Annotated in this window: 20 protein-coding genes; 1 reads left to right on the top strand and 19 read right to left on the bottom strand. The window is 66.5% G+C overall.

Annotated features, from left to right (window positions below):
* Positions 1–98: 98 nt before the first annotated feature.
* The 9 genes from ACFVU2_RS19705 to ACFVU2_RS19665 all read right to left on the bottom strand — a co-directional run bounded on the left by ACFVU2_RS19705 (position 99) and on the right by ACFVU2_RS19665 (position 12,058).
* Positions 99–3,092, bottom strand: a complete 2,994-nt coding sequence (locus ACFVU2_RS19705; protein WP_387878051.1) for a UvrD-helicase domain-containing protein — start codon at positions 3,090–3,092, stop codon at positions 99–101.
* A 154-nt stretch (positions 3,093–3,246) separates the two neighbouring features.
* A complete protein-coding gene (locus tag ACFVU2_RS19700) occupies positions 3,247–5,190 on the bottom strand; it encodes an AAA family ATPase (RefSeq protein WP_387878049.1) in 1,944 nt (647 codons plus the stop codon).
* Between the two features lie 123 nt (positions 5,191–5,313).
* Positions 5,314–7,002, bottom strand: coding sequence for a hypothetical protein (locus ACFVU2_RS19695; RefSeq protein ID WP_387878047.1), 1,689 nt, complete (start codon positions 7,000–7,002; stop codon positions 5,314–5,316).
* Positions 7,003–7,110: 108 nt separating this feature from the next.
* Positions 7,111–8,349: an AAA family ATPase gene (locus tag ACFVU2_RS19690; RefSeq protein ID WP_387878046.1), complete on the bottom strand. Its 1,239-nt coding sequence runs from the start codon at positions 8,347–8,349 to the stop codon at positions 7,111–7,113.
* Between the two features lie 62 nt (positions 8,350–8,411).
* Positions 8,412–8,789 (bottom strand): hypothetical protein, encoded by a 378-nt coding sequence (locus ACFVU2_RS19685; protein WP_387878044.1) that lies wholly within the window; start codon positions 8,787–8,789, stop codon positions 8,412–8,414.
* A gap of 188 nt (positions 8,790–8,977) precedes the next feature.
* Positions 8,978–9,451: a hypothetical protein gene (locus tag ACFVU2_RS19680; RefSeq protein WP_387878042.1), complete on the bottom strand. Its 474-nt coding sequence runs from the start codon at positions 9,449–9,451 to the stop codon at positions 8,978–8,980.
* 289 nt (positions 9,452–9,740) lie between these two features.
* Positions 9,741–10,703 carry a hypothetical protein gene (locus ACFVU2_RS19675; RefSeq protein ID WP_387878039.1) on the bottom strand — a complete coding sequence of 321 codons (963 nt, stop codon included), beginning with the start codon at positions 10,701–10,703 and terminating at the stop codon, positions 9,741–9,743.
* Positions 10,704–10,729: 26 nt separating this feature from the next.
* Positions 10,730–10,969: a hypothetical protein gene (locus ACFVU2_RS19670; RefSeq protein ID WP_387878037.1), complete on the bottom strand. Its 240-nt coding sequence runs from the start codon at positions 10,967–10,969 to the stop codon at positions 10,730–10,732.
* Positions 10,970–11,053: 84 nt separating this feature from the next.
* Positions 11,054–12,058, bottom strand: coding sequence for a hypothetical protein (locus tag ACFVU2_RS19665; protein ID WP_387878035.1), 1,005 nt, complete (start codon positions 12,056–12,058; stop codon positions 11,054–11,056).
* Positions 12,059–12,226: 168 nt separating this feature from the next.
* Between ACFVU2_RS19665 and ACFVU2_RS19660 the strand changes: the two genes are divergently transcribed.
* Positions 12,227–12,703, top strand: coding sequence for a LysM peptidoglycan-binding domain-containing protein (locus ACFVU2_RS19660; protein WP_387878033.1), 477 nt, complete (start codon positions 12,227–12,229; stop codon positions 12,701–12,703).
* Positions 12,704–12,759: 56 nt separating this feature from the next.
* On the opposite strand, the gene ACFVU2_RS19655 is transcribed toward ACFVU2_RS19660, so the two are convergent.
* The 10 genes from ACFVU2_RS19655 to ACFVU2_RS19610 all read right to left on the bottom strand — a co-directional run bounded on the left by ACFVU2_RS19655 (position 12,760) and on the right by ACFVU2_RS19610 (position 18,461).
* On the bottom strand, positions 12,760–12,960 hold the full coding sequence (locus ACFVU2_RS19655; RefSeq protein WP_387878030.1) for a hypothetical protein: 201 nt from the start codon (positions 12,958–12,960) through the stop codon (positions 12,760–12,762).
* A 5-nt stretch (positions 12,961–12,965) separates the two neighbouring features.
* Positions 12,966–14,456: an SNF2-related protein gene (locus ACFVU2_RS19650; RefSeq protein WP_387878028.1), complete on the bottom strand. Its 1,491-nt coding sequence runs from the start codon at positions 14,454–14,456 to the stop codon at positions 12,966–12,968.
* A 52-nt stretch (positions 14,457–14,508) separates the two neighbouring features.
* Positions 14,509–14,925 (bottom strand): hypothetical protein, encoded by a 417-nt coding sequence (locus ACFVU2_RS19645; protein ID WP_387878026.1) that lies wholly within the window; start codon positions 14,923–14,925, stop codon positions 14,509–14,511.
* A gap of 312 nt (positions 14,926–15,237) precedes the next feature.
* Positions 15,238–15,387, bottom strand: a complete 150-nt coding sequence (locus tag ACFVU2_RS19640; RefSeq protein WP_387878023.1) for a hypothetical protein — start codon at positions 15,385–15,387, stop codon at positions 15,238–15,240.
* A complete protein-coding gene (locus tag ACFVU2_RS19635; protein ID WP_387878020.1) occupies positions 15,387–15,698 on the bottom strand; it encodes a VRR-NUC domain-containing protein in 312 nt (103 codons plus the stop codon). The genes ACFVU2_RS19640 and ACFVU2_RS19635 overlap by 1 nt, the downstream gene beginning before the upstream one ends.
* A gap of 13 nt (positions 15,699–15,711) precedes the next feature.
* Positions 15,712–15,996 carry a hypothetical protein gene (locus tag ACFVU2_RS19630; RefSeq protein ID WP_387878017.1) on the bottom strand — a complete coding sequence of 95 codons (285 nt, stop codon included), beginning with the start codon at positions 15,994–15,996 and terminating at the stop codon, positions 15,712–15,714.
* A 13-nt stretch (positions 15,997–16,009) separates the two neighbouring features.
* Complete coding sequence (locus ACFVU2_RS19625; RefSeq protein WP_387878015.1) at positions 16,010–16,390, bottom strand: hypothetical protein; 381 nt, start codon at positions 16,388–16,390, stop codon at positions 16,010–16,012.
* On the bottom strand, positions 16,387–16,857 hold the full coding sequence (locus ACFVU2_RS19620; protein WP_387878013.1) for a hypothetical protein: 471 nt from the start codon (positions 16,855–16,857) through the stop codon (positions 16,387–16,389). The genes ACFVU2_RS19625 and ACFVU2_RS19620 overlap by 4 nt, the downstream gene beginning before the upstream one ends.
* 78 nt (positions 16,858–16,935) lie before the next feature.
* Positions 16,936–17,820, bottom strand: coding sequence for a hypothetical protein (locus ACFVU2_RS19615; RefSeq protein WP_387878010.1), 885 nt, complete (start codon positions 17,818–17,820; stop codon positions 16,936–16,938).
* Positions 17,817–18,461: a hypothetical protein gene (locus tag ACFVU2_RS19610; RefSeq protein WP_387878007.1), complete on the bottom strand. Its 645-nt coding sequence runs from the start codon at positions 18,459–18,461 to the stop codon at positions 17,817–17,819. Before ACFVU2_RS19610 ends, ACFVU2_RS19615 begins: the two co-directional genes overlap by 4 nt.
* Positions 18,462–18,470 lie beyond the last annotated feature (9 nt).

The raw sequence follows: 18,470 nt of genomic DNA, 5'->3' as shown, positions 1-18,470 counted from the left end.
CTCGCAGGATGTGGGTGCGAGGCAGAGAGGGGGGACCCGGATGGATCCCCCCTCTCTGCCTGATGCGAGCGCTGATGCGGCCGACAGGACCGATCGCGTCAGACGGTGGCGGCGGTGAAAGCCGAGCCGTCGTCGACGGTGTCGTCAGCGTTGCCGCCGGCGAGAACCGCGTCCGCCTCGTCAGCGTCCAGACGCGCGAGCGCGTCGGTGAAGCCGCTCATGGCGGTGTCCAGGTCCTCGGCCGGCTCAACCGAGCTCGCGCCTGCAGCCTCGGCTGCGGCCAGGAGCACGGCCAGAGCCGCTTCGACCTCGTCGTCCGACATGGTGTCGGTGTCGACACCCTGCTGGCGCAGGGCTTCGAGGGCGTCGCGCTTCTCCAGGGCAGCCACGAGCATCTCGTAGTCAGCCTCGATGCGCGGCTTCTTGGCCGAGCCGTAGGAGAGGACGTACATGTTCTTCATCGCCCGGGTGAAGGCGACGTAGTACATGCGCTTGTCCTCCTCCTTCATCTGGGCGTCGAACTTGTGCACCACCAGGACGTTGTCGAACTCGAGGCCCTTCGCACCGTGGATGGTGCTCACGACCAGCTTCGCCTGCGCGTTGAGGTTCTTCTCCTTGCGCTCCCGGTTCTTCTGGTTCATCAGCGACTGCTTGATCCCGTTGTGGCGGATCTCGTAGGCGAGGACGTTCTCCCGCAGGCGGTCGAAGAACTCGTCACGGCTCAGCTGCCCGTTCTGGAACAGGCCCACCCAGCCGTTGATGTCGGCCCCGCTGGCGATCCACCAATCCGAGGTCATCTTGGCGACAGCGCCGACCGCCTTGGCGGCGTTCTGCTTGTTCGTCAGGTGCTCGAGATTGTCGTTGATGCCCTTGTGGATCACGAAGGCCGCGTCCGCCGGGTTGACCTGGCACACGTCGTTCCAGAACAGCTTGATGTACTGCGAGAACACCGTGGTGGGGTAGGTCCGGCTGCTGACGAGGTTCGCCACGTGCTGCTGCGGGAACATCTCCTGCAGCTTCTGCTCGATGATCAGGATGTCCTGGCGCGTGTGCGCGAGGAACGCGACCTGCTCACCGCGCGCGATGGCGGCCTCGATCCAGCGACGGGCGTCGACGGCGATGTACCGGGCGAGGTCGTCGCGGAACTTCGTGAGGTGCTGATAGTGCTTGTAGTCCACCGTCACCTTCTCCTGGAAGGAGGCGGCGGTAGGCACGGCGAGCGAGTTGGCCTGCAGTCGCAGCTGGGCTGCGGCGTTGGCCTCGATGTCCGCCAGGTGCACGTTCGCGAAGTCTAGGATCTCCTGGTTGCTGCGGTAGTTCGTCGTCAGCTGGTAGGTCGCGAAGACACCCGACTCCTCCAGCGCGTTCAGCGCCTTGGGGTTGGACGCGCGGAACTCGTACAGCGTCTGCGAGGCGTCGCCGACGATGAACATGTTCTCGCGGTGCTTCGCGACGTACTTGAGCAGGTAGATGAACTCGAAGATCGAGTTGTCCTGCACCTCGTCGATGATGAGGTACTTGGACTGCACGTTGGCCGGCTCGACCATCGTGTCGATCTTCTGGTAGGCGATCACGATCTCCAGCTCGAGGCAGGTCTGCCCGATCCGGTCCAGCATCTCGATGACCTGCTCCATGTACTTCTCCACGAAGGCGTTCAGCAGCGTCGTCGCGCCCGGGGCGAGCTTGTCGACCTCGGTCATCACGCGCCGGAAGGAGCGTGCGACGTCGCTGTTCGGGTAGAAGATGTCGATGCTGTTGAGGATCGTGTCGATCGACGACAGCTCGTGCGTGGGGTGGTTCAGCGAGTAGATGTCGTGAATCATGCGCGCGATGGTCATCGAGCGCACCTCCGGGTTCCGCTCGATGATGTTGTCCGCCGCGGCGTTCGTGAACGAGAGGACCGCGATCTCCTTGCCGTCGACACCGCAGGACTCGAGGTGCTGGATGCGCCCGAGGATGACGGTGGACTTGCCGGTGCCCGCGCCCGCCTGCACCAGCGTCAGCGGCTCCGAGGTGGAGATCGCCGCGCGCTGCTGCGCCGAGAAGTGAGCGGGCATGACCCAGTTGCTGGGCTGGGCGGCCGGCGGCGCCGACAGCTGGCCCTTCATCGAGTTCAGGCCGGCCAGCGTGTGCGACATGAGCAGGTTGAGGTTCTGCTTGCTCAGGTTGTTGGCGACGTCGGGCGGGCACACGCCGTTGATGGTGGCGTGGATCGACCGGTACGCGGCCAGCGAGACGTTGTAGGTCTCCAGGTAGCGCAGCTGCATCGCGAGGTGGTGAAGGGTCGGGTCGTCGGGCTGCCCGTTGGCGAACAGCTCTTCGATGTGGGTGCAGAGGACGTCGGCGATGCCGTCGCCGGACCAGGCGTCGGCCAGGCGGCACATGCGCTCGTAGACGTCGAAGTCGGCCATCCACTCCGCGAGTTCATCGACGTCGATGGAGACGCCGAAGCCGTGACGGGCGGAGATCTGGTGAGTCGCGTCCTTGATGAAGGTCTCGACGTCGTCCAGCGGCGCGTAGCTGAAGCGCACCATGGCGAACTCGTCGGCGACAGCGAATGCACCCTTCGGACGCCCGGGCGCGATCTTCACCAGTCGCACTCGCTCGGAGGTCGACCCCTTGGCGAGGACGGAGATCTCCATCCGGTAGACGATCTGGAGGTCCTTCTGGATCTTGTCGCCGCTCTCGTCCTTGGTGAGCACGACACCCTGGGGCGTCATGTCGAGGAAGACGTCGAAGTCGTACTTCGTGAGGTTCGCGGTCACATCGAACCGGTCGTTCGAGAACGGCACGGGGAGGGTGATGCCCTTGTCGAGGTTGTGCTCGACCGAGTACTGCACGAGAAGGCCCATGGGGATCTTGAACGTGGTGACGTTGCTGCCGGAGCTCTTGATCTTGGCCTGGACATCGCGGGTCGACATGGTCGACGCGTTCTGGCCGAGGAAGTACCGCCCGGGGCGGACGGTGTTGTTCAGGAGGCCGACCGCGTTGCGCCCGTTGCCGGTGAGCTCGCTGCTGAAGAACTTGGGGGTGAGGGCCTTGGCGACGGACGCCGTGGCGAGGGTGGTGAGGTCATCGAGCTGGATCGGCATCGTCTGGCTTCTTCCTGGTAATTTTCGCCCGAGGGCGGGATGGCTTTGCGGTTGTGGTGGTGCGGGGGTTCGTCAGCGCCGGTGGAGCGGAGGCACGCCGAAGAGCGAGGGGAGGAGGCGAACCCCCTCCCCTCTGGACGCACTGCCGCTGCCGCTAGGCGTCGACCAGTGCTTCGTCTTCTTCCAGCTCGTCATCCGTCTGGGCGACAGCGACGGACACGGTGGCCAGCGCCGGCGCGAAGCGTGCCGCGATGACCGTGTCCTCGATGAGCTGACGTGCCGCCTGCTCGGCCGGCCGAGCGCCCTGGTCGACCAGGTACGTCTCCTGCACGGTCTGTGCCAGGAGGTCGTCGTCGATCGGAACCGGGATGAGCGCAGCGGTGGCCGGGTCGGACAGGAGGATCCGTTCGCGCTCCCTCTCGTAGCTCGCCACGAGGATCTCCCCGTAGGTCTCGCGCGTGAGTGGCGCGAAGGCGATGAGCTTGGAGAATCGGCCCAGCAGCTCAGGCTCGAAGTGCTCCTGAAGCGCCTTGGTGAGCTCCTGGCGGGTGACGCGGTGCGGTGCGGCGGTCGCCGAGAACCCGACCGGGTTCTTGTTGACCGATTCGCGGGCGGCGTTCGTCGTGGCGATGATGATCGTCTTCGAGAAGTCGATCACCTTGCCGCTGGCCATTCGCATCCAGCCCTCGTCGAGGGCGGTCAGGAACAGCCGCTGAATGTCGCGGTGCGCCTTCTCGAACTCGTCGAGCATGATCACGCGGTACGGGTTCGACTCGAGGGTGTCGAACGGCAGCTCCTTGTCGGAGTTGGACCCGATGTAGCCGGGGCCGGCGCCCACGATGCGGGAGCCGTCCCACTGGGTGCTGTACTCGCCCATGTTGAGCATGATCGGGGGCTGATAGGTCAGCGCGTCCGAGATGATCTTCGCGACCTCGCTCTTGCCGACGCCGGAGGCACCGGCGAACATCCAGGCCAGCGGCTTCTTGCGGGGGAACACCGCGAGGTCGTCACGGCGGAGCGCGTCGAGCAGTTCCTCAACGATCTCCTCCTGGCCCTTGATCCGCCCCAGTTCGCGCAGCACTCGTGCTTCGTCGAACGGCTCCTTGGTGGCCAGGCCGGTCATCAGCCGGATGGCGACCGAGCGGAGCTTGGCCTCGCCGAGGGAGACGTTCGGGACACTCTGGATCGCCTGCGCAGCGGCCGTGTTGCCCGCAGCGATCGCCTTGGCGAGCGTGGTGCTGCGCTGGACGACGGCATCGGCCATCGCACGGTCGAGCAATGTCAGGGCGTTGTCCGGTCGGTGCGAGGACGCACGCGAGTTCTCATCGGCGATGACGGCGAGCTTGGTGAGCACGTCGTCCGAGATGGAGACCTGGTTCCGGTAGTGGGCGATGTAGCTGGGCCGCGCGGCGAACAGGACCGATACGGTCTGCTCGCGCGTGAGCTCGTCGACCACCAGTCGGGAGAAGCGGCGCTGGAAGGCGGGGTCGTCGTCGAAGGACTTGGCCTCGTTCATCGTCGTCGCGCCGATCAGGCGCATGTCGCCGCGCGCGAGGGCGGGCTTCAGGATCTGGGAGACCTTCTTGTAGACCGGGTCGTGGCTGTCCTGGAGCAGGTGGATCTCGTCGATGAAGAGGATGGCGTCGTTGTCCTTGGCGGTCGCGAAGTCGACCAGCATCGCCAGTCGCTCCTCGAGCGCTCCGACGACGCCGGCTCCGGCGACGAGGTTGCTCAGGGGCAGCTCGTAGATGGTGGACTTGGCCAGGCGCGGCGGGATCAGCGGGCTCTGGTTGGCGATCGAGCGGGCGATCTCTTCCACGATGCGGGTCTTGCCGACGCCGGCGGGGCCGACCAGCAGCGGGTTCGGCTTGTTCTTGCCGATCAGGACCGAGATGGTCTGGGCGATCAAGGGGTCGCGGAAGAGCGCCGGGTCGGCGTTCTTGAAGCGCTCGTTGTAGTTGATGAGCATGTCCTCGACGCCGGACAGGCTGCCGGTGATGTTCGACATCGGAGGCAGACCCGGGATCGTCGGGCCGCCGGGGCCGTTGCCGGAGGTGTCGTCGTCGTCGTTAGAGTTCGTGAAGTTGCTGAGTCCCATGGCGGGCAATTTCCTCTCGTGAGTGAGACTGCAAACGGCCCCGACCGCGGCTCTTCCCCAGGAATGGAGAGGGAGCGCGCGGCGGGGCCGTTTGCTGGTCGTTGCCTTCTCAGGCGAGCCGGGTCAGGCGACCAGACCGATGAGCTTCTGCGCGATCGCAGGCTCGATGTGACGCATCGACTTCGTGAAGCGCTCGGCCCACCGGACGATGCGATCCCAGTCCATGCTTGAGCACGGCGCGTAGTAGAGGTTGGCGGGATGCTGCTCCCGCTGCGTCGACGGCGCCCACTCGAAGTCGGTGACGACGAGGGAGAGCCGGCGCTTGCGCGCCTCCTTGGCGTTGATGTAGTCCCAGATCTGCTTGTAGTCGGTGCCGCCGGTGACCTTGGGGATCCTCCGGAACTCCTGCCAGATCTGCCCGACCGACTTGTCCTTGGTTCGGAGAAGGTTCTCCTGGGACATGATGTGCGAGAACGAGTTCACGTACAGATCCACGTTCATCCGCTTGGCGAGCTTGATCAGCATCAGCACCGCCTGCTGGTAGTTCACCTCCGAGATGGACCCGGAGGTGTCGATGTAGATGTGCAGGTCGGGCCGGTAGTGCGTGGAGGTGATCTTGCCCGGACGGTTGTAGTCCATCGGGTCACGACGATTCGCCTTCGCGAAGCTCGTCTTGGTCATCTTCAGCACGTTCTGCGAGCGGTTGACCTCCTTCATGCGCTTGAGCACGCGGAGGAGGCCCTTCTCGATGTCGACCTTGGTGGGCGCCTGCTTCTTGAAGGCGATCTTCGCGGACCGCCCGCTCTGGGCGGTCTTGTTGCTCTGGGCGTTGGCCGCGCGGGCCGCCGCCTTCGCCATGGCGCGGGGGAGCGCGGTGAGCTTGCTCAGCGCCTTGTTCGAGATCACCTTGATCGGCGACTTCAACGAGATGTTGATCAGCTTCCACTCGTTGTCGACCTTCTTCGGCGTCGAGCGCGCGTGCGCCTCGACGTTGACGAGGATGATCGTGCGCGGCAGGAACAGCTCCGAGACGACGAACGGCATCGTGCCCATCTGCGGCGCGTTGCCCCAGACCTTCGCGTTCTGCTGCTGGTACTGCATCAGCATGTGGACGATGACTCGGGCGAAGGAGTACTCCTCGTTCGCGTCGGTGTCGTCCTTGCGGAGGACGTAGCCCTCGGCCAGGCCGTTGAGGTCGGTCTGGGAGAACTTGTTCAGCAGGTTCGTGGTGTCGCCGGGCAGTACCGCGGCCAGAGTCGCGGTCTGCTGGGTGAGCCACGCCTTGAAGGCGTCGAAGTCGGATGCGCTCTGGAACCAGAACCCAAGAGCCTCGGGGGAGTACGTGTAGGCGACGCTGGCGAAGAATTCGCCGTCGTCCTTCGCGTTGCCGGCGAGGAGGTTCTTCGCCGAAGGGATGACGTCGTGGGCGGCCGTGTAGATCGTCTTCGGCCCCGGGTGCGGAAGCCGGTAGGCGTGGGCGGCCTGGACGACGAAGAGCTCATTGACCAGGAGCGGGTTGTTCTGGTCGTAGTGGACGAGGCCCTGCTGCAGCAGAGACTTCATCTCCTGCTCGGCCTGGCCGTTCACGGTAGGGCCGACGGCGCTCAGAAGCAGGTCGGTGACCTCGCTCTTCGACAGCGAGTGGCCCTTCGGGGTGGTCACGCTGACGGTGCCGGACTTGGCCAGCGGCTTGAACAGCGGCTTGACGATCGCCTTGCGGATGGCTGGCACCGGGTCGTAGACCCCGTTGATGGGGAGCGTGTGCACCGGGTTGATGATGGCGGGCTTCTGCCCGCTGAGCGTGAGAGACACGGATCCTCCTGGGGTCGGTTGGCGTCGATGGGACGACGGAGAGGCGAGTAAAGAGGGTCCCGTTCCGCGCGAGGCAGAACGGGACCCTCTTCATCGGTGCCCGTGGGCTCAGGCCATGAAGGCGCTGAGGACGAGCTTGGTGCTGTCGGCGACCGGAGTCGACGTGCCGAAGAGCGCCTGGACGTTCTGGTCGTCCAGCTGCGAGCCGGACGCCAGGAGCACCAGGAGGCGGTTGTGGTCGCCCTCCAGCGCGGCGGTCTGCTGCGCGAGCTGCTCGATGATGACCTTGTTGTCGGCGCGCTCGAAGATCGCGTAGAGCAGCGATCCGGACTTCTCGTGGTCGGTCAGGCCACTGATGATGTTCTCCAGGTCGGTGACGGTCTTGGCGTCCTTGAGGCTGGCGAAGCAGTTGGGCTTCGGCGCCGAGAGCGTCTGGACCTGAGCGGCCGCGCCGGAGGTGATGCCGTTGGCGATCTCGGACACGAGCTGGGTCGCGAACTCCGTGTGACCGATGTGCGCCTCGATGATCTCGTCCAGCAGGGTGATGTCCCGGCCGTCCTTGCTCACCGGGGTCTGCAGGTACTCGTTCAGCTTGGTCTGCGGCACAGCGTTCAGCCAGCGGCTGATGCTGTCGATCGTGCGCGGGGTGGTCAGCTGGAGCATTTCCTCACCGCTGTCGAGGATGTCGGCGTAGGTCGCCGTCAGGTCCTCGTCGTCGTCCGTGCCGTCGACCATGATCGAGCTGGAGGCCCCCTTCTGGAAGACCAGGCCCGGGAAGCGGGTGAGGACCGCGTGGACGTGCGGGTTGAGGTTCGCGCCGAGGATCGCGATGAGGGTCTGGGCGTCGGGCTCGACGTGGTAGATCGAGAAGCGCGAGATGGACGCCTCGTCGAGCATGGTGACGTTGCCCTTGTCGTTGCCGGCCACCATGATGCGCAGGTTCTCGGGCAGCTTCGCCGATCCGATCTGACGCAGCGTCGGCAGCGAGAGCGCAGCCGAGGTGACGTCCGAGGTGGACCGGTTGATCTCGTCCAGGAACAGGATCGGCCACTCGCGCGGGTTCGCGTCGGCGTAGTCGATCGCGTCCTGGATGACCTGGTGCGGGTAGAACATCTGCTTGTACTTGGTCTCGCCGTTGTGCTCGTAGGGCACCAGGCGTGCACCGGTGAGGTCGGCCTTGTCGGCGAGCTGGTTGCAGGCGACGGTGAAGGCCTTGGTGTCCATGGACTTCGCCAGGTCCTCGACGAAGGAGGACTTGCCGATGCCGGGCTCGCCCATCAGGGCGGGGACGGCGCCGACCTCCAGGTCGGCCTTGACGATTTCGGTGAGGGTGTCGGTGAACTTCATGGCGAGGATTCCTTGTCTGTTCGGCGGGAGCCGGTGAGGGACGGGTGTTCGCTGAGCGGGGCTCAGGCGGAGAGGTCTGGTAGTTCTGCGATGAGCAGGTCGGATTTCCCGTTCGCCGCGAGGGCGCGAGCTTGCAGCGCGGCGGTGTTGTCCGCGAGCGGGTCGAGGACGATGACGATCAGGTCGGGCGGCGCCGGCCAGGCAGCGACGGACGTGACGGGGTATCCGTACAGCGCGCCGAAACTGGCGATGGGGTCCGAGTCGTCGGAGCCCGCGGTGAGAAGCTGGTCGCCTGATCGGATGATCTCGTTGAGCACGGTGGCGATCTGGGCCTCGTGGTATGGACGAAGAGTGTCGGGCACGCAGACGAAGACGCGGCGAGGCCCGCTGCGTTGCGATGCGGGGCCGAGCCAGGCGGCCATTACGGTTCTGCTGGTCACAAAGAAACCCCCTCGGGTCAGGTGGTGGTTCATCGATCCGAAGGGGCGGGTCCCGGGGAAGGCCGGAGTGCCTTCCGTTCAGCGACGCCGGGCAGGGCCTCCGCCCTTGCTCCGGTGGTCGCAACCTCCCCCGGCTGCGCCATTGCGCAGCAACTCTGGCCACCCGGCCAGAGACCCTTACGCGATGCTCACGCAGTGCCGGACACCACGCCCCCTGTGGTGTCCGATTCAGCCGCACCCACCGTTCCCGCGGTGGCGATGCCGTCGTGGTCGGAGCGGCGGATCTCGATCACTTCGTAGTTGGTGTGGCTGTAGCCCGGCGCCCAGTTCTCGAATGGTGTCGGGACGAACTCGTCAGGGACGATCACGTCTTTCTTGTCCAGCCCGTTGGCGCGCAGGAGTGCCGCCTCCCGGTTCGCCGTCACAGCGGACGCGATCTTCGCATCGCGTTCGCGTTTCGCCCGGGCCATTGCCACGTCGTAGAGCGCGCGGTGCTGGGCGTTGAGCTGATCGCAGCGCACGCCGGCCGACGCAGCGTCGGCAAACCAGCCCTCGTCCTCGAGGATCTTCTCCTCGGTCGTCGGGTAGTTGTCGGCGTCGCGGTAGTGGTAGGCGCTCTGGATGACGTGCACGAGCGCGGGGCTCTGGTTGCTTGCCCCCATGGTGCTTTCCCTCTCTGTGTCGTGTCTCTCGGCAGCGAGTGCCGTGATGCGTTTACTGGCAGGACTCGCACTGGAGGTCGTCCATCGGATCGACCGGGACGAAGTAGTCCTCGACCTTTTCCTTGTCTGCCATCTGGTCTCCTGTCGTGTTGATGCGGAGGTGTCCGCGGTGGGTCGCCGATCGGCCGATCGGACGCTGATGAGGGCGAACTGCGCGCTGCGCTTGCGGCCGCCGCGGGAACGCACAGCGTTCCCTTGCCCTCGAGTCGTGTGGTGCTTCGTGGGGCGGCTACGCGCGGGAGTCGGCGGCTGCCTTGTCGCCGAGACGGCGGGCGACGAGCGAGTAGGCGGCGTTCAGCAGCAGGGGCATCCCGTTGCGGATCTCGTCGTGCTTGTCGCGGTAGGGGAGGAGTCGGGTGGCCGCTTCGTAGATGAGCCATGACTTCGCGGATGCGTCGAAGTCGGCGTCAGGGACGGCGTCTGCGATCGCAATGAGGATCGGCCCGAGCCGGTTGTACAGCACGCCGAGTGTGGAGAACTCGTATCGCGAGAAGTCGCCGCGGAAGTCGTCGAGGGTCTTCTCCAGCCCCCGCCTGGTCATCAGGTCGAGGATCGTGTCGATGCGCGGGATGTCCGGCCGCTCGGCGGTGAAGTCGAGATCAGCGACCGGCGCCTCGACCGCGTCCTTGGCGAGCTCGGCGTAGAGGTTCTCCCAGGCCCCCGGCTCGTAGTCGATGACGGGGAGTCTGCCGGCCGGGATCGGGGAGCGGGTGAAGGTCACCCAGTGGTCGAGGAGGATCTCGTAGTAGCCGTTCGCCTCCTTCAGCACCTTCTTGCCGGTGGCGATCGGGAAGTCCCAGAAGTTCGCCGGAAGCGGGAGCACGAGGTGGTAGCCCTTGCCGCTCATCGACAGCTCCCCATAGAGAGACGGGATCGAGAGCATCCTGCGAGCGATCTCTGGCGGGCAGGTTTTCTCTATGTCGAGAACGAGGAAGCCGTCAGTCTGGGCTCGCAGGTAGAAGGCGTTGTTCGCGGCTGTCGGGAGGAACCCGGTGAGCTCGTCGAGCGTGACGAGGCACTCGTCGCTGATCGCGTGGGCACCCCAGAGGCGGCCGGTGGTCATCAGCTCGCGGGTGTTGATGGGCATCTTGTCGCTGTCGGACACCGTCCAACGCGGGATGTCGGCGATGGCGTTGACGATGGGGTTGTCGTAGAACTCCGGGAAGGCGGAGCGCGGGTCGGTGTGACTCACGGGGGTCCTCTCTGAACCGTGTGGTTCTACTGGTCAGGTGCGGGTGCCGAGGTCAGGCGGGTGAGTACCTGGCGCGCGTGGTCGAGTTCGTCTGTCGTGTAGCCCTCGGCGTCCTCAAGCGCTTCGATGAGCGACAGCGCTTCTTGCCGGAAGTCCTCGCCGGTGCGCCCCTCGAGGAAGAGCCGGAAGTAGACGAGCACCCGGTTCGTGGGGTTCGTTCGCGGGCTGCCGGGCGTGACCTGGTCTCGGCTGCTGAATTGCGCCATACGCGCCTCCTTCGTCGGGATGGGAACGAAGAAAGGCCCGGGCAGAAGCACCGGGCCTTTCTTCGTTACTGGTGGGAGGCTGGCTCAGCCCTGGTAGGTGGCCGGAGCGCCGCCCTGGACGTCCCACGGGCTGGCCTGGCCGGCCGGGGTCGCGACGGGCACGGCGTCGAACGCCGACGCGCCGCCGGTGCCCGCGGCCGCGGCCTGGGCCTCGGCGAGCTGCTGCTGCAGCTGCGCGATCTGCGCGTCCTGGCTCAGCGCCGGAGCGGCGGCCGGGGCCGGGGCAGCGACAGGAGCCGCGGCCGGAGCCTGCGCGGCGACCGGGGCGACCGGCGCGCTCAGCGGGAACTGCTGCTGAGCGACGACGGGGGCGGTGCCGAGGGCGCCCGGGGTCGGAACGGGGTAGCCGTTCGCGTCCGCGCCGGTGTTGGCCGGGACGTCGAAGCCCGCGCGCTCCGCCTCGGAGGCGAAAGCGGCGGCCGCGGCGGCCGAGTTGACCGGCGCCTCGGCGGCGGCGACGGACTTGATCGGTCCGTTCACCACGATGCCGCGGGCGGCCAGGGCCGAGGTGTCGAGACCGGCCGAGGCGTAGTAGCGCACCGGCTCGTTCAGGACGACCTGCTGGAGGCCGACGCCACCCTTCGCGTAGCCCTTCTTGGACTTGAAGGTCTGGAGGACCAGGGTGACGTCGATGCCGCTCGCGAGGTCGCGCTCGAGGACGAGCTGACGGTACTGGCCGGCGTTCTCCGGGTCCATCTCCAGGATGGTCGGCAGGAACGTCGACTTGTTGTCGATGCCGTAGCCCTGCTTGCCGGCGTTCTCGCCGGTCTTGACCGCGTAGACCTTCTCCGCGACGAACTGCTCCTCGAGGGAGGGGTTCTGCGCGTCGGCGTAGAGGACGACCGCGTCGACGAGGTTGACCGTCGTGTGCGGCACGTCGGTCGGGTACAGCGAGCCGCGCTTGCGGGCCTGCTCGATGCTCCGGGCGAGGGCCTCGCCCTCGATCAGCGCCGCGAGGCGCGAGAAGGAGATCTTGCCGCGGACGAGGATCTGGTGACCCTCGCGGAGACGCTCTGCGGGAATGCTCATTTGATCTGCTTTCGTTCGGTTTCTGATGTGGTTTCGTGCGTGGCTTTGCGATTGGTTATGCTGGCTCGCACGGGGAGCCTGATGTGTGTATTAGACTCGTTAACGAGCATTTTTGACACTTTTGACGGGGCGGCGGCGCTCCTTCCTTCAGACATCGAGAGGCCCGGAATGACCGAGGAGCAGAGCACCGAGGAACGACCCGACAGCCGGGCACGAAGCAGCGCTCAGCGCGGCTTCGGAATGCTGCCCGTGATCGTCGGCGGTGCGCTGGCCGCGGTCTTGGCCTCAGTCCTGGTGTGCGGCGGCATCGGGGCCGCAGGCGCTATGACGGCAACACCTGTCGCTGCGAGCTCGCACGCGACGAAGGCTCTGCCGACTCCGACTCCCGGTGTGCCAACACCGGGTTCGGATGTTCCTGCATCACCCCCGGATCGCGCCAGCGATCAGACCGCAGCTCCCCAGCCGGACAAGATCTATCTGATCCAGGACGGGGATACCCTCACGTCGATCTCGGCGAGGCTGGGTATGAGCGTCGACTCGATCGCCGCGTACAACGCGATCCGGAACGTCAATGTGATCGACGCCGGTGCAGTCCTCCGGGTGCCCTTCATCTACGTGCCGCCGGCGGCGGGCACGTCCAAGTAGCCTGACCCCCCACTCGACCCCGGCGGCCTCTTCGGAGGAGCCGGGGTCGAGTGCGTTCAGAGCGGGCTGAGGTCGAGGTCTCCGAGGAGGTCCTCGACCTCGAGCTCGGCCTCGTCGCCCTGCGCCTGCGCTTCCACGAAGGCGTCGCGGAGCTCGTCAGCTGTGAGGCTGGCGAGATCGACCGTGGCCAGGTCGATGATGACAGCCCCGGGGAGGATCTCCACCGCCGCGCTGTCATCGCCCAGGCTCCTGTGCACGGCACTCATACCGGACTCAGATCGAGGTCGCCGAGCAGCTCGCGGATGTCCTCATCCGGGTCGTAGACCTCGACAGCCACGGCGCTGAGAAGACCGTCCTGCACCATCTGCTTGCGCAGGAGCATGCCCGGCATCTTGGCGTCGCGGGTGCCCTGTGCGATGAGGCACCAGATCTGGACCGGATACCGCTGGCCCATGCGGGCAAGGCGCGCGTTGGTCTGCTGGAAGTGCTCCAGGGAATCCGGGAGCGTGTACCAGATCAGCGTGTGGCCGCCGTCCTGGAGGTTCAGGCCGTGGCCGGCGCTGGCCGGCTGGAGCAGCATCACGGGGATCTGCCCGGCGTTCCACCGGTCGATCATGCCGCGGCTGCCGTCGAAGCCTTCGGCGACGTGGCCGGCCTTGTCGAGGTATCGCAGGAGCTGCTGGCGGTCCGACTTGTACTTGTAGGCGATCATCACCGGGGAGCCGCCGTTGTTCCGGATGAGGTAGTCGGCCATAGCCAGCTTTTCCTCGTGGATCACCGCGAAGTTCTTCTGCTCGTCGGTGTACATCGTTCCGGACGCGAACTGCAGCTGCTTGCCGTAGAGGATCGCCGCGTTGTCGGCGGTGATCGTGACGGTCCCTGGGTTCAGCGGGTCAGGGCTTGCAAGGTCGAGTACCAGCTCCTTGGTGAAGTCCTTGTAGGCCTCCATCGTGTCCTTGTCGAGCACGACGGGGACGTCGTCGATCGAGACCGGGGGCTTCGGGATGTTCGCGTTCTGGGCGCTCATCACCTTGTGCTTGATGCGGGCGTAGATCTCTTCTTCGGCGCCCGGTCGCGGCTCCCACCGGGTCGGCCGCCCGTTGACGTAGAGCGACGGGGTGAAGTACTTCTCGCGGTACGCGGTCAGGGTCGTGCCGAGTGCCAGGCCGCCGTCGAGCAGGAACATCTGGCTCCAGAGGTCCATCAGCCCGTTGGGCGTCGGAGTCCCGGTGAGCTCGATGAACCGGAGCGTGGCCGGTGCGACCTTCTTCAGCGCCCGGAAGCGGACACCGTCGGGCTTCTTCAGCGTCTGCGACTCGTCGATGATGACCGTCTGGAATGGCCACATGATGGTCCTCTTGCCGCCGATCCGCTGAGTCGGCATGTTCTTCACCAGGTCGTCGACGAGGTCGACGTTGATGAAGTACATCGAGGGGTAGTCGCTGAAGATCTCCTTGTAGCGCTGAAGCCGGTCGGCCCGCTCGAGCTTCTTGTCCTTCTCGTCGACGATGAGGCTGCGGGTGCGCAGCGGGAAGCCCCACTTCTCGACCTCTGCGATCCAGGTGGACCGGGCGATGTTGATCGGCGCGACGACCAGAATGTGCCCGGTCGGCCGGATCCTGGCGAGGGCCGTGAGGGTGGCAAGGGACTTGCCACCGCCCATGGTGAGGAAGATGCCGCACTTGGGGATTCTGGCGATCCAATCGGCGACGACCTCCTGATGGGGCAGCAGGGTGGGCATGGTGAAGGGCATGCAGTGACTCCTCCTGGTTGGTGACGGGGAGGAGTCACCTGCGGCCCGACGGCTAGGTGCTCCTGTCGGGCGGTCGGGACGGCGCCATGGACTCGAACTCGACGACGCCGAGCGGATACTGATGCCGCCACTCGAAGACGAGGGGGCACGGGATCGATGCGGGGTCATCGGCCGGCTGGCGGACGTTGTAGAACTGGCGCGCGGTCCAATCGACCGCCATCTCACGCTCCGAACCGGTTTCGCGGATGACGGCGAACCAGTGCTGTCCCTCAGCGTCGGAGTCCGCGCGGATGAGGTGTCCGGCGAAGCCGCGGGTGCGAGCCAGCTCGAGGAACCGGACACTCATGACGTCGCAGTCGGGCGACTCCCACTCGGACTCGTCCGGGAAGAGGAATGCCCAGCCGCGCGCATCTGCGTCGGAGTCCAGGAACGCGAGCAGGAGCTCGTCGGTCGCTGTCAGCACAGGCACTCGCCGCTCAGAGAAGCGGCGGTGTGGCAGGTGCTGCACACGGCGCCGGTCGGCTTCTCATCGGGGCACTCAGCGTGAGTCCAGCCCCCTGGGGCGTGGACGATCAGCTCGCCTTCGGTGAACCCCTCCTCGCACGCAACGCAGAGACCGGAGTGGGCTGCCGCGAATGGTCTCGGGGCCGCGCGGAACGGAGACGGTTCAGACGGCTCGACCGAGCCGGGTGCGTAGGTCTCGCGCCAATTGGTGGCTGTGTCGTTCGTCATGGATTCGGCTCCGTTTCGGTCAGTCGTCTCCCGGACGAGGAGGCACGGATCATCGCGTGCCTTCGATGTAGGTGGGTTCCCCGCAGTCGTCGCACGGGATGGTTTCGCCGCTCGGGTCGTGGTCGACACGGGTCGCGCCGCCGCATGCGTCGCAGTCGAACTCCCAGAAGGTGTAGGCGGAGGCGGTTTGGGTCTCCATCAGCTGTCCTCCCGGGGGTTGTGTGCTGTCGGGTCGGCGAGCATCTCGGCGACGAAGACATCGACCTGCTCGCGCGTGTCGATGACGCGTACGTCGCCGCCGGCGGCGCGGATCTCGGAGTGACGGACCTCTTGCAGACGGCGCGCCGTCTCGCCGGGTGCTTTGGTCTCGACGAACACCGTGCGGCCGGCGAGGACGACGATCCGATCGGGGACTCCGGTGATGCCGGAGATGAACTTCATGCACATCCCGCGGTGGGCCTTGACGCGCTTGTAGAGGTAGCCCTCGACGTAGTTCTCGGCCTTACCCATGGCTACGCCCCCCTCACGCGGTTGGCCCGATGAAGGGCTCGTACATCCCGAGGATCGGCGTGTAGGCGTTGGGCCGCCTCTCACCGCGGTGGTCGGTCCACCCGCCGTCGGCGTCGAGGACCCACCGCTCGCCTTCCTCGTCGAGATATTCGCCGGGCACGGTCGGGATCGTGTGCAGCCGCTCGCGCAGGTGCGCGTCGACGCGATCCCGACCGGCCTCGTCGACCTCGGCGGGGTAGGCGTCCTCTGGCAGAAGGCGCGCCGCGGGCTCGCGGCGCTTCCTCTTCATGAGGCTCATGTCCCTCCTCGGCTCAGACGGTGATCGGGGTCGGGAGGAGAAGCGAGCGCAGGTAGGCGACCTCCTGGTCGTCCAGGGCGTGTCCGGTCTGGAGCCAGTCGACGGCGTCCGCCGTGCCATCGAGGTCCGCGACAGTTCGCGCGACGCGGGTGCCGGGCTCGAGGTATCCCTCGCCCACCCACACACGCTCACCGTTGCGCTCCAGGGCGACCATGCCGCCGGCGAGGGGGTCGAACTTGATCACGGTGGTCTCCTCCTCCTCGCGGGACGGGACGACCTGGAGCGCGATGATCGCGCAGCTCTCATCGTTGTCGAACTCCACCCAGCCGGACTGGTCCGTGTAGATGTGGGGCTCGTGCACCTCGCCGGTGTCGAAGACGGTCAGCTGAGTCATGATGTGGCCTTTCGTGGGGAGTGGTTGCCGAGCAGGCGCGCGGTGGCGGCCTGGTCGCGGAAGTGGCCGCCGGCGGGATCGGCGACGTGCTGTGCGTGCTTGGCCTCGGCGCTGTCGCGGAGCATGGCTCCGAATGAGGACTCGCCGCAGGAGCAGAGGACGGTGAAGAGGGCGGAGTGCGTAGGACTCGGGATGAACGTCGCGGTGTGCAGGACCTCGAAAGTCCCCACGAGGGCCGCAACATCTGTGTCGTCGAGGACGGAGTATTCGACCCCACGGGAGAGCACTGCCTCATCAGTGCCCAGGCTCTCGCCGTGCTCCTCCTCGAAGGCTTCGAGGAACGAATCCGCTGCCGTCGCGGGGTCGATGAGTTGCTCGCGCCAGTTGCTCGGCAGTTTCGACTCGTTGACCGAGAGCTTGAAGCGCTCGGTCGTGGTGGTGGTCCAGGTGATCTCGACCTTGGCCATGGCGGCCACCTCCTTCTGGGGTCAGGGAGGCCGCCGTGCGGGTGCACGACGGCCTCGGAGCCGCCCGGGAGGGGTCAGCTATGGTTTGGGTGCCGCTCGGGGGAACTCGACCCCGGTGGCGGGGTCGACGAGGATCGCGGTCTTCTGGTCGAGCGTGACGAGCGATGCCGGATGCAACGCGCCGTCGGTGCCGAGGATCGTGCCAGTCGCGCAGCTGTTGGCACCGCCCGGACAGGAGTCCGGGTCGGGGACGCGATCAGTGAAAAGAGACGGCTGAGCGGCAGTGCCGGCGCCGTTGAGGTGCGGGAGATCGCCGTGCGTGCCCCAGCCGGCGGCATCCACGATGCCGGGCAGCCCGTACATCCGGGAGATGTCTCGCCCGAGGTGCGGGCTGGAGAGTTGCAGGGTGACGAATGCTGGCTGCTTCGTCGAGAGGGCTTTGAGCGGCTGTCCGTCGCTCACCGAGACGAGCACGGGGATGCCGTTCGGATAGGCGAGCTGCACCTGCTGGATTCGACCCGGGAGTAGCACGGTGGCCTGGTAGCAGTCGCCGGCGATCGAGGCGACGCACGCGACAGGCTCGCCCTCCCCGAAGGCCACGCTGCCGCTCTGGACGCCGTAGGTGGAGGCCGCCCAGCGATCAACGCTCTGGGTCCAGCCGGGCAACTTGCTCGGTTCGCGAGGTGCCATCCCCACTGCGACGATCCCAGCGACGAGGAGTGTTACGAGCGTTGCGAAGCAAATGATCCCGAGGGGCAACTCGCGTAGTCGGTAGACCTTGCCGTTCTTTCGCTTCTCGTACCGGTGGCTGAACCAGCCGACGATGCCGAACGCAATGAGCGCGGTGATCGCGGCGGACCCCCCGCCGATGATGAAGAGCATCGCGCCTTCGTTGTCGACGGGGCGCGCTCCCGGGGCGGCAGCCGCGAGAGGCAGGTGCGTTAAGGGAAGGTGTGCGATCACGCGTCGTCCTCCTCATCGGGGCCGTCGTGAGCGACGCCGAGCTGGTCGGCGATCTTCCGCCAATGGGCGAGGTCGTTGGCGGACTGGCCGCCGATCGCCTTGTCGTCGATGCGGCTCCAGTGCTCGGCGATCAACTCGAGCATCTCGCTGCCGGGCCATTCCGCGTTCGAGCCGAGGAGCGCCGCGGTGAACTTGCCGAAACGGGCGTACCGACTGGTCAGGACGAGGTTCTCGATCGAACCCACGTTCACCCGGTACTTCTCCAGCTGATCGCGGGCGGCCACGAGCTCGGTGGCGACCTCGTCGAGGGCTTCGATCTCCTCCGACCAGTCGTTGCTCTTGTCCTCGGCCATCAGACCGATGACCTGGTCGAGCGACGCGTCCGCGGCGGGTGCGGGGACCGCCGCAGCCTCGGCCGAGGCCCGGCGGCTCTCCTCCAGCAAGACGTCGCTGAGCGCGCCTGCGCGGTAGGCCTCCATGTCGGTGTCGGTGATGCGCCGCATGTCCCAGCCGTCACCGCCGCCGGCGGGCTCGACGCGGGCCTCGATCGTGAGATGCGAGTCTTCGTTGCGGAAGTAGGTGTCGAGGGCCTTCAGGCCCATACGGGCTCCGCGCTCGAACTCGGTGATGGTGGCGGGCATCGCTCGCTC

Origin of the sequence: Leifsonia sp. NPDC058194 (genome assembly GCF_042883605.1) — a bacterium.
Lineage (GTDB): Bacteria > Actinomycetota > Actinomycetes > Actinomycetales > Microbacteriaceae > Leifsonia.
This window is presented reverse-complemented; position numbering and strand designations above follow the sequence as displayed.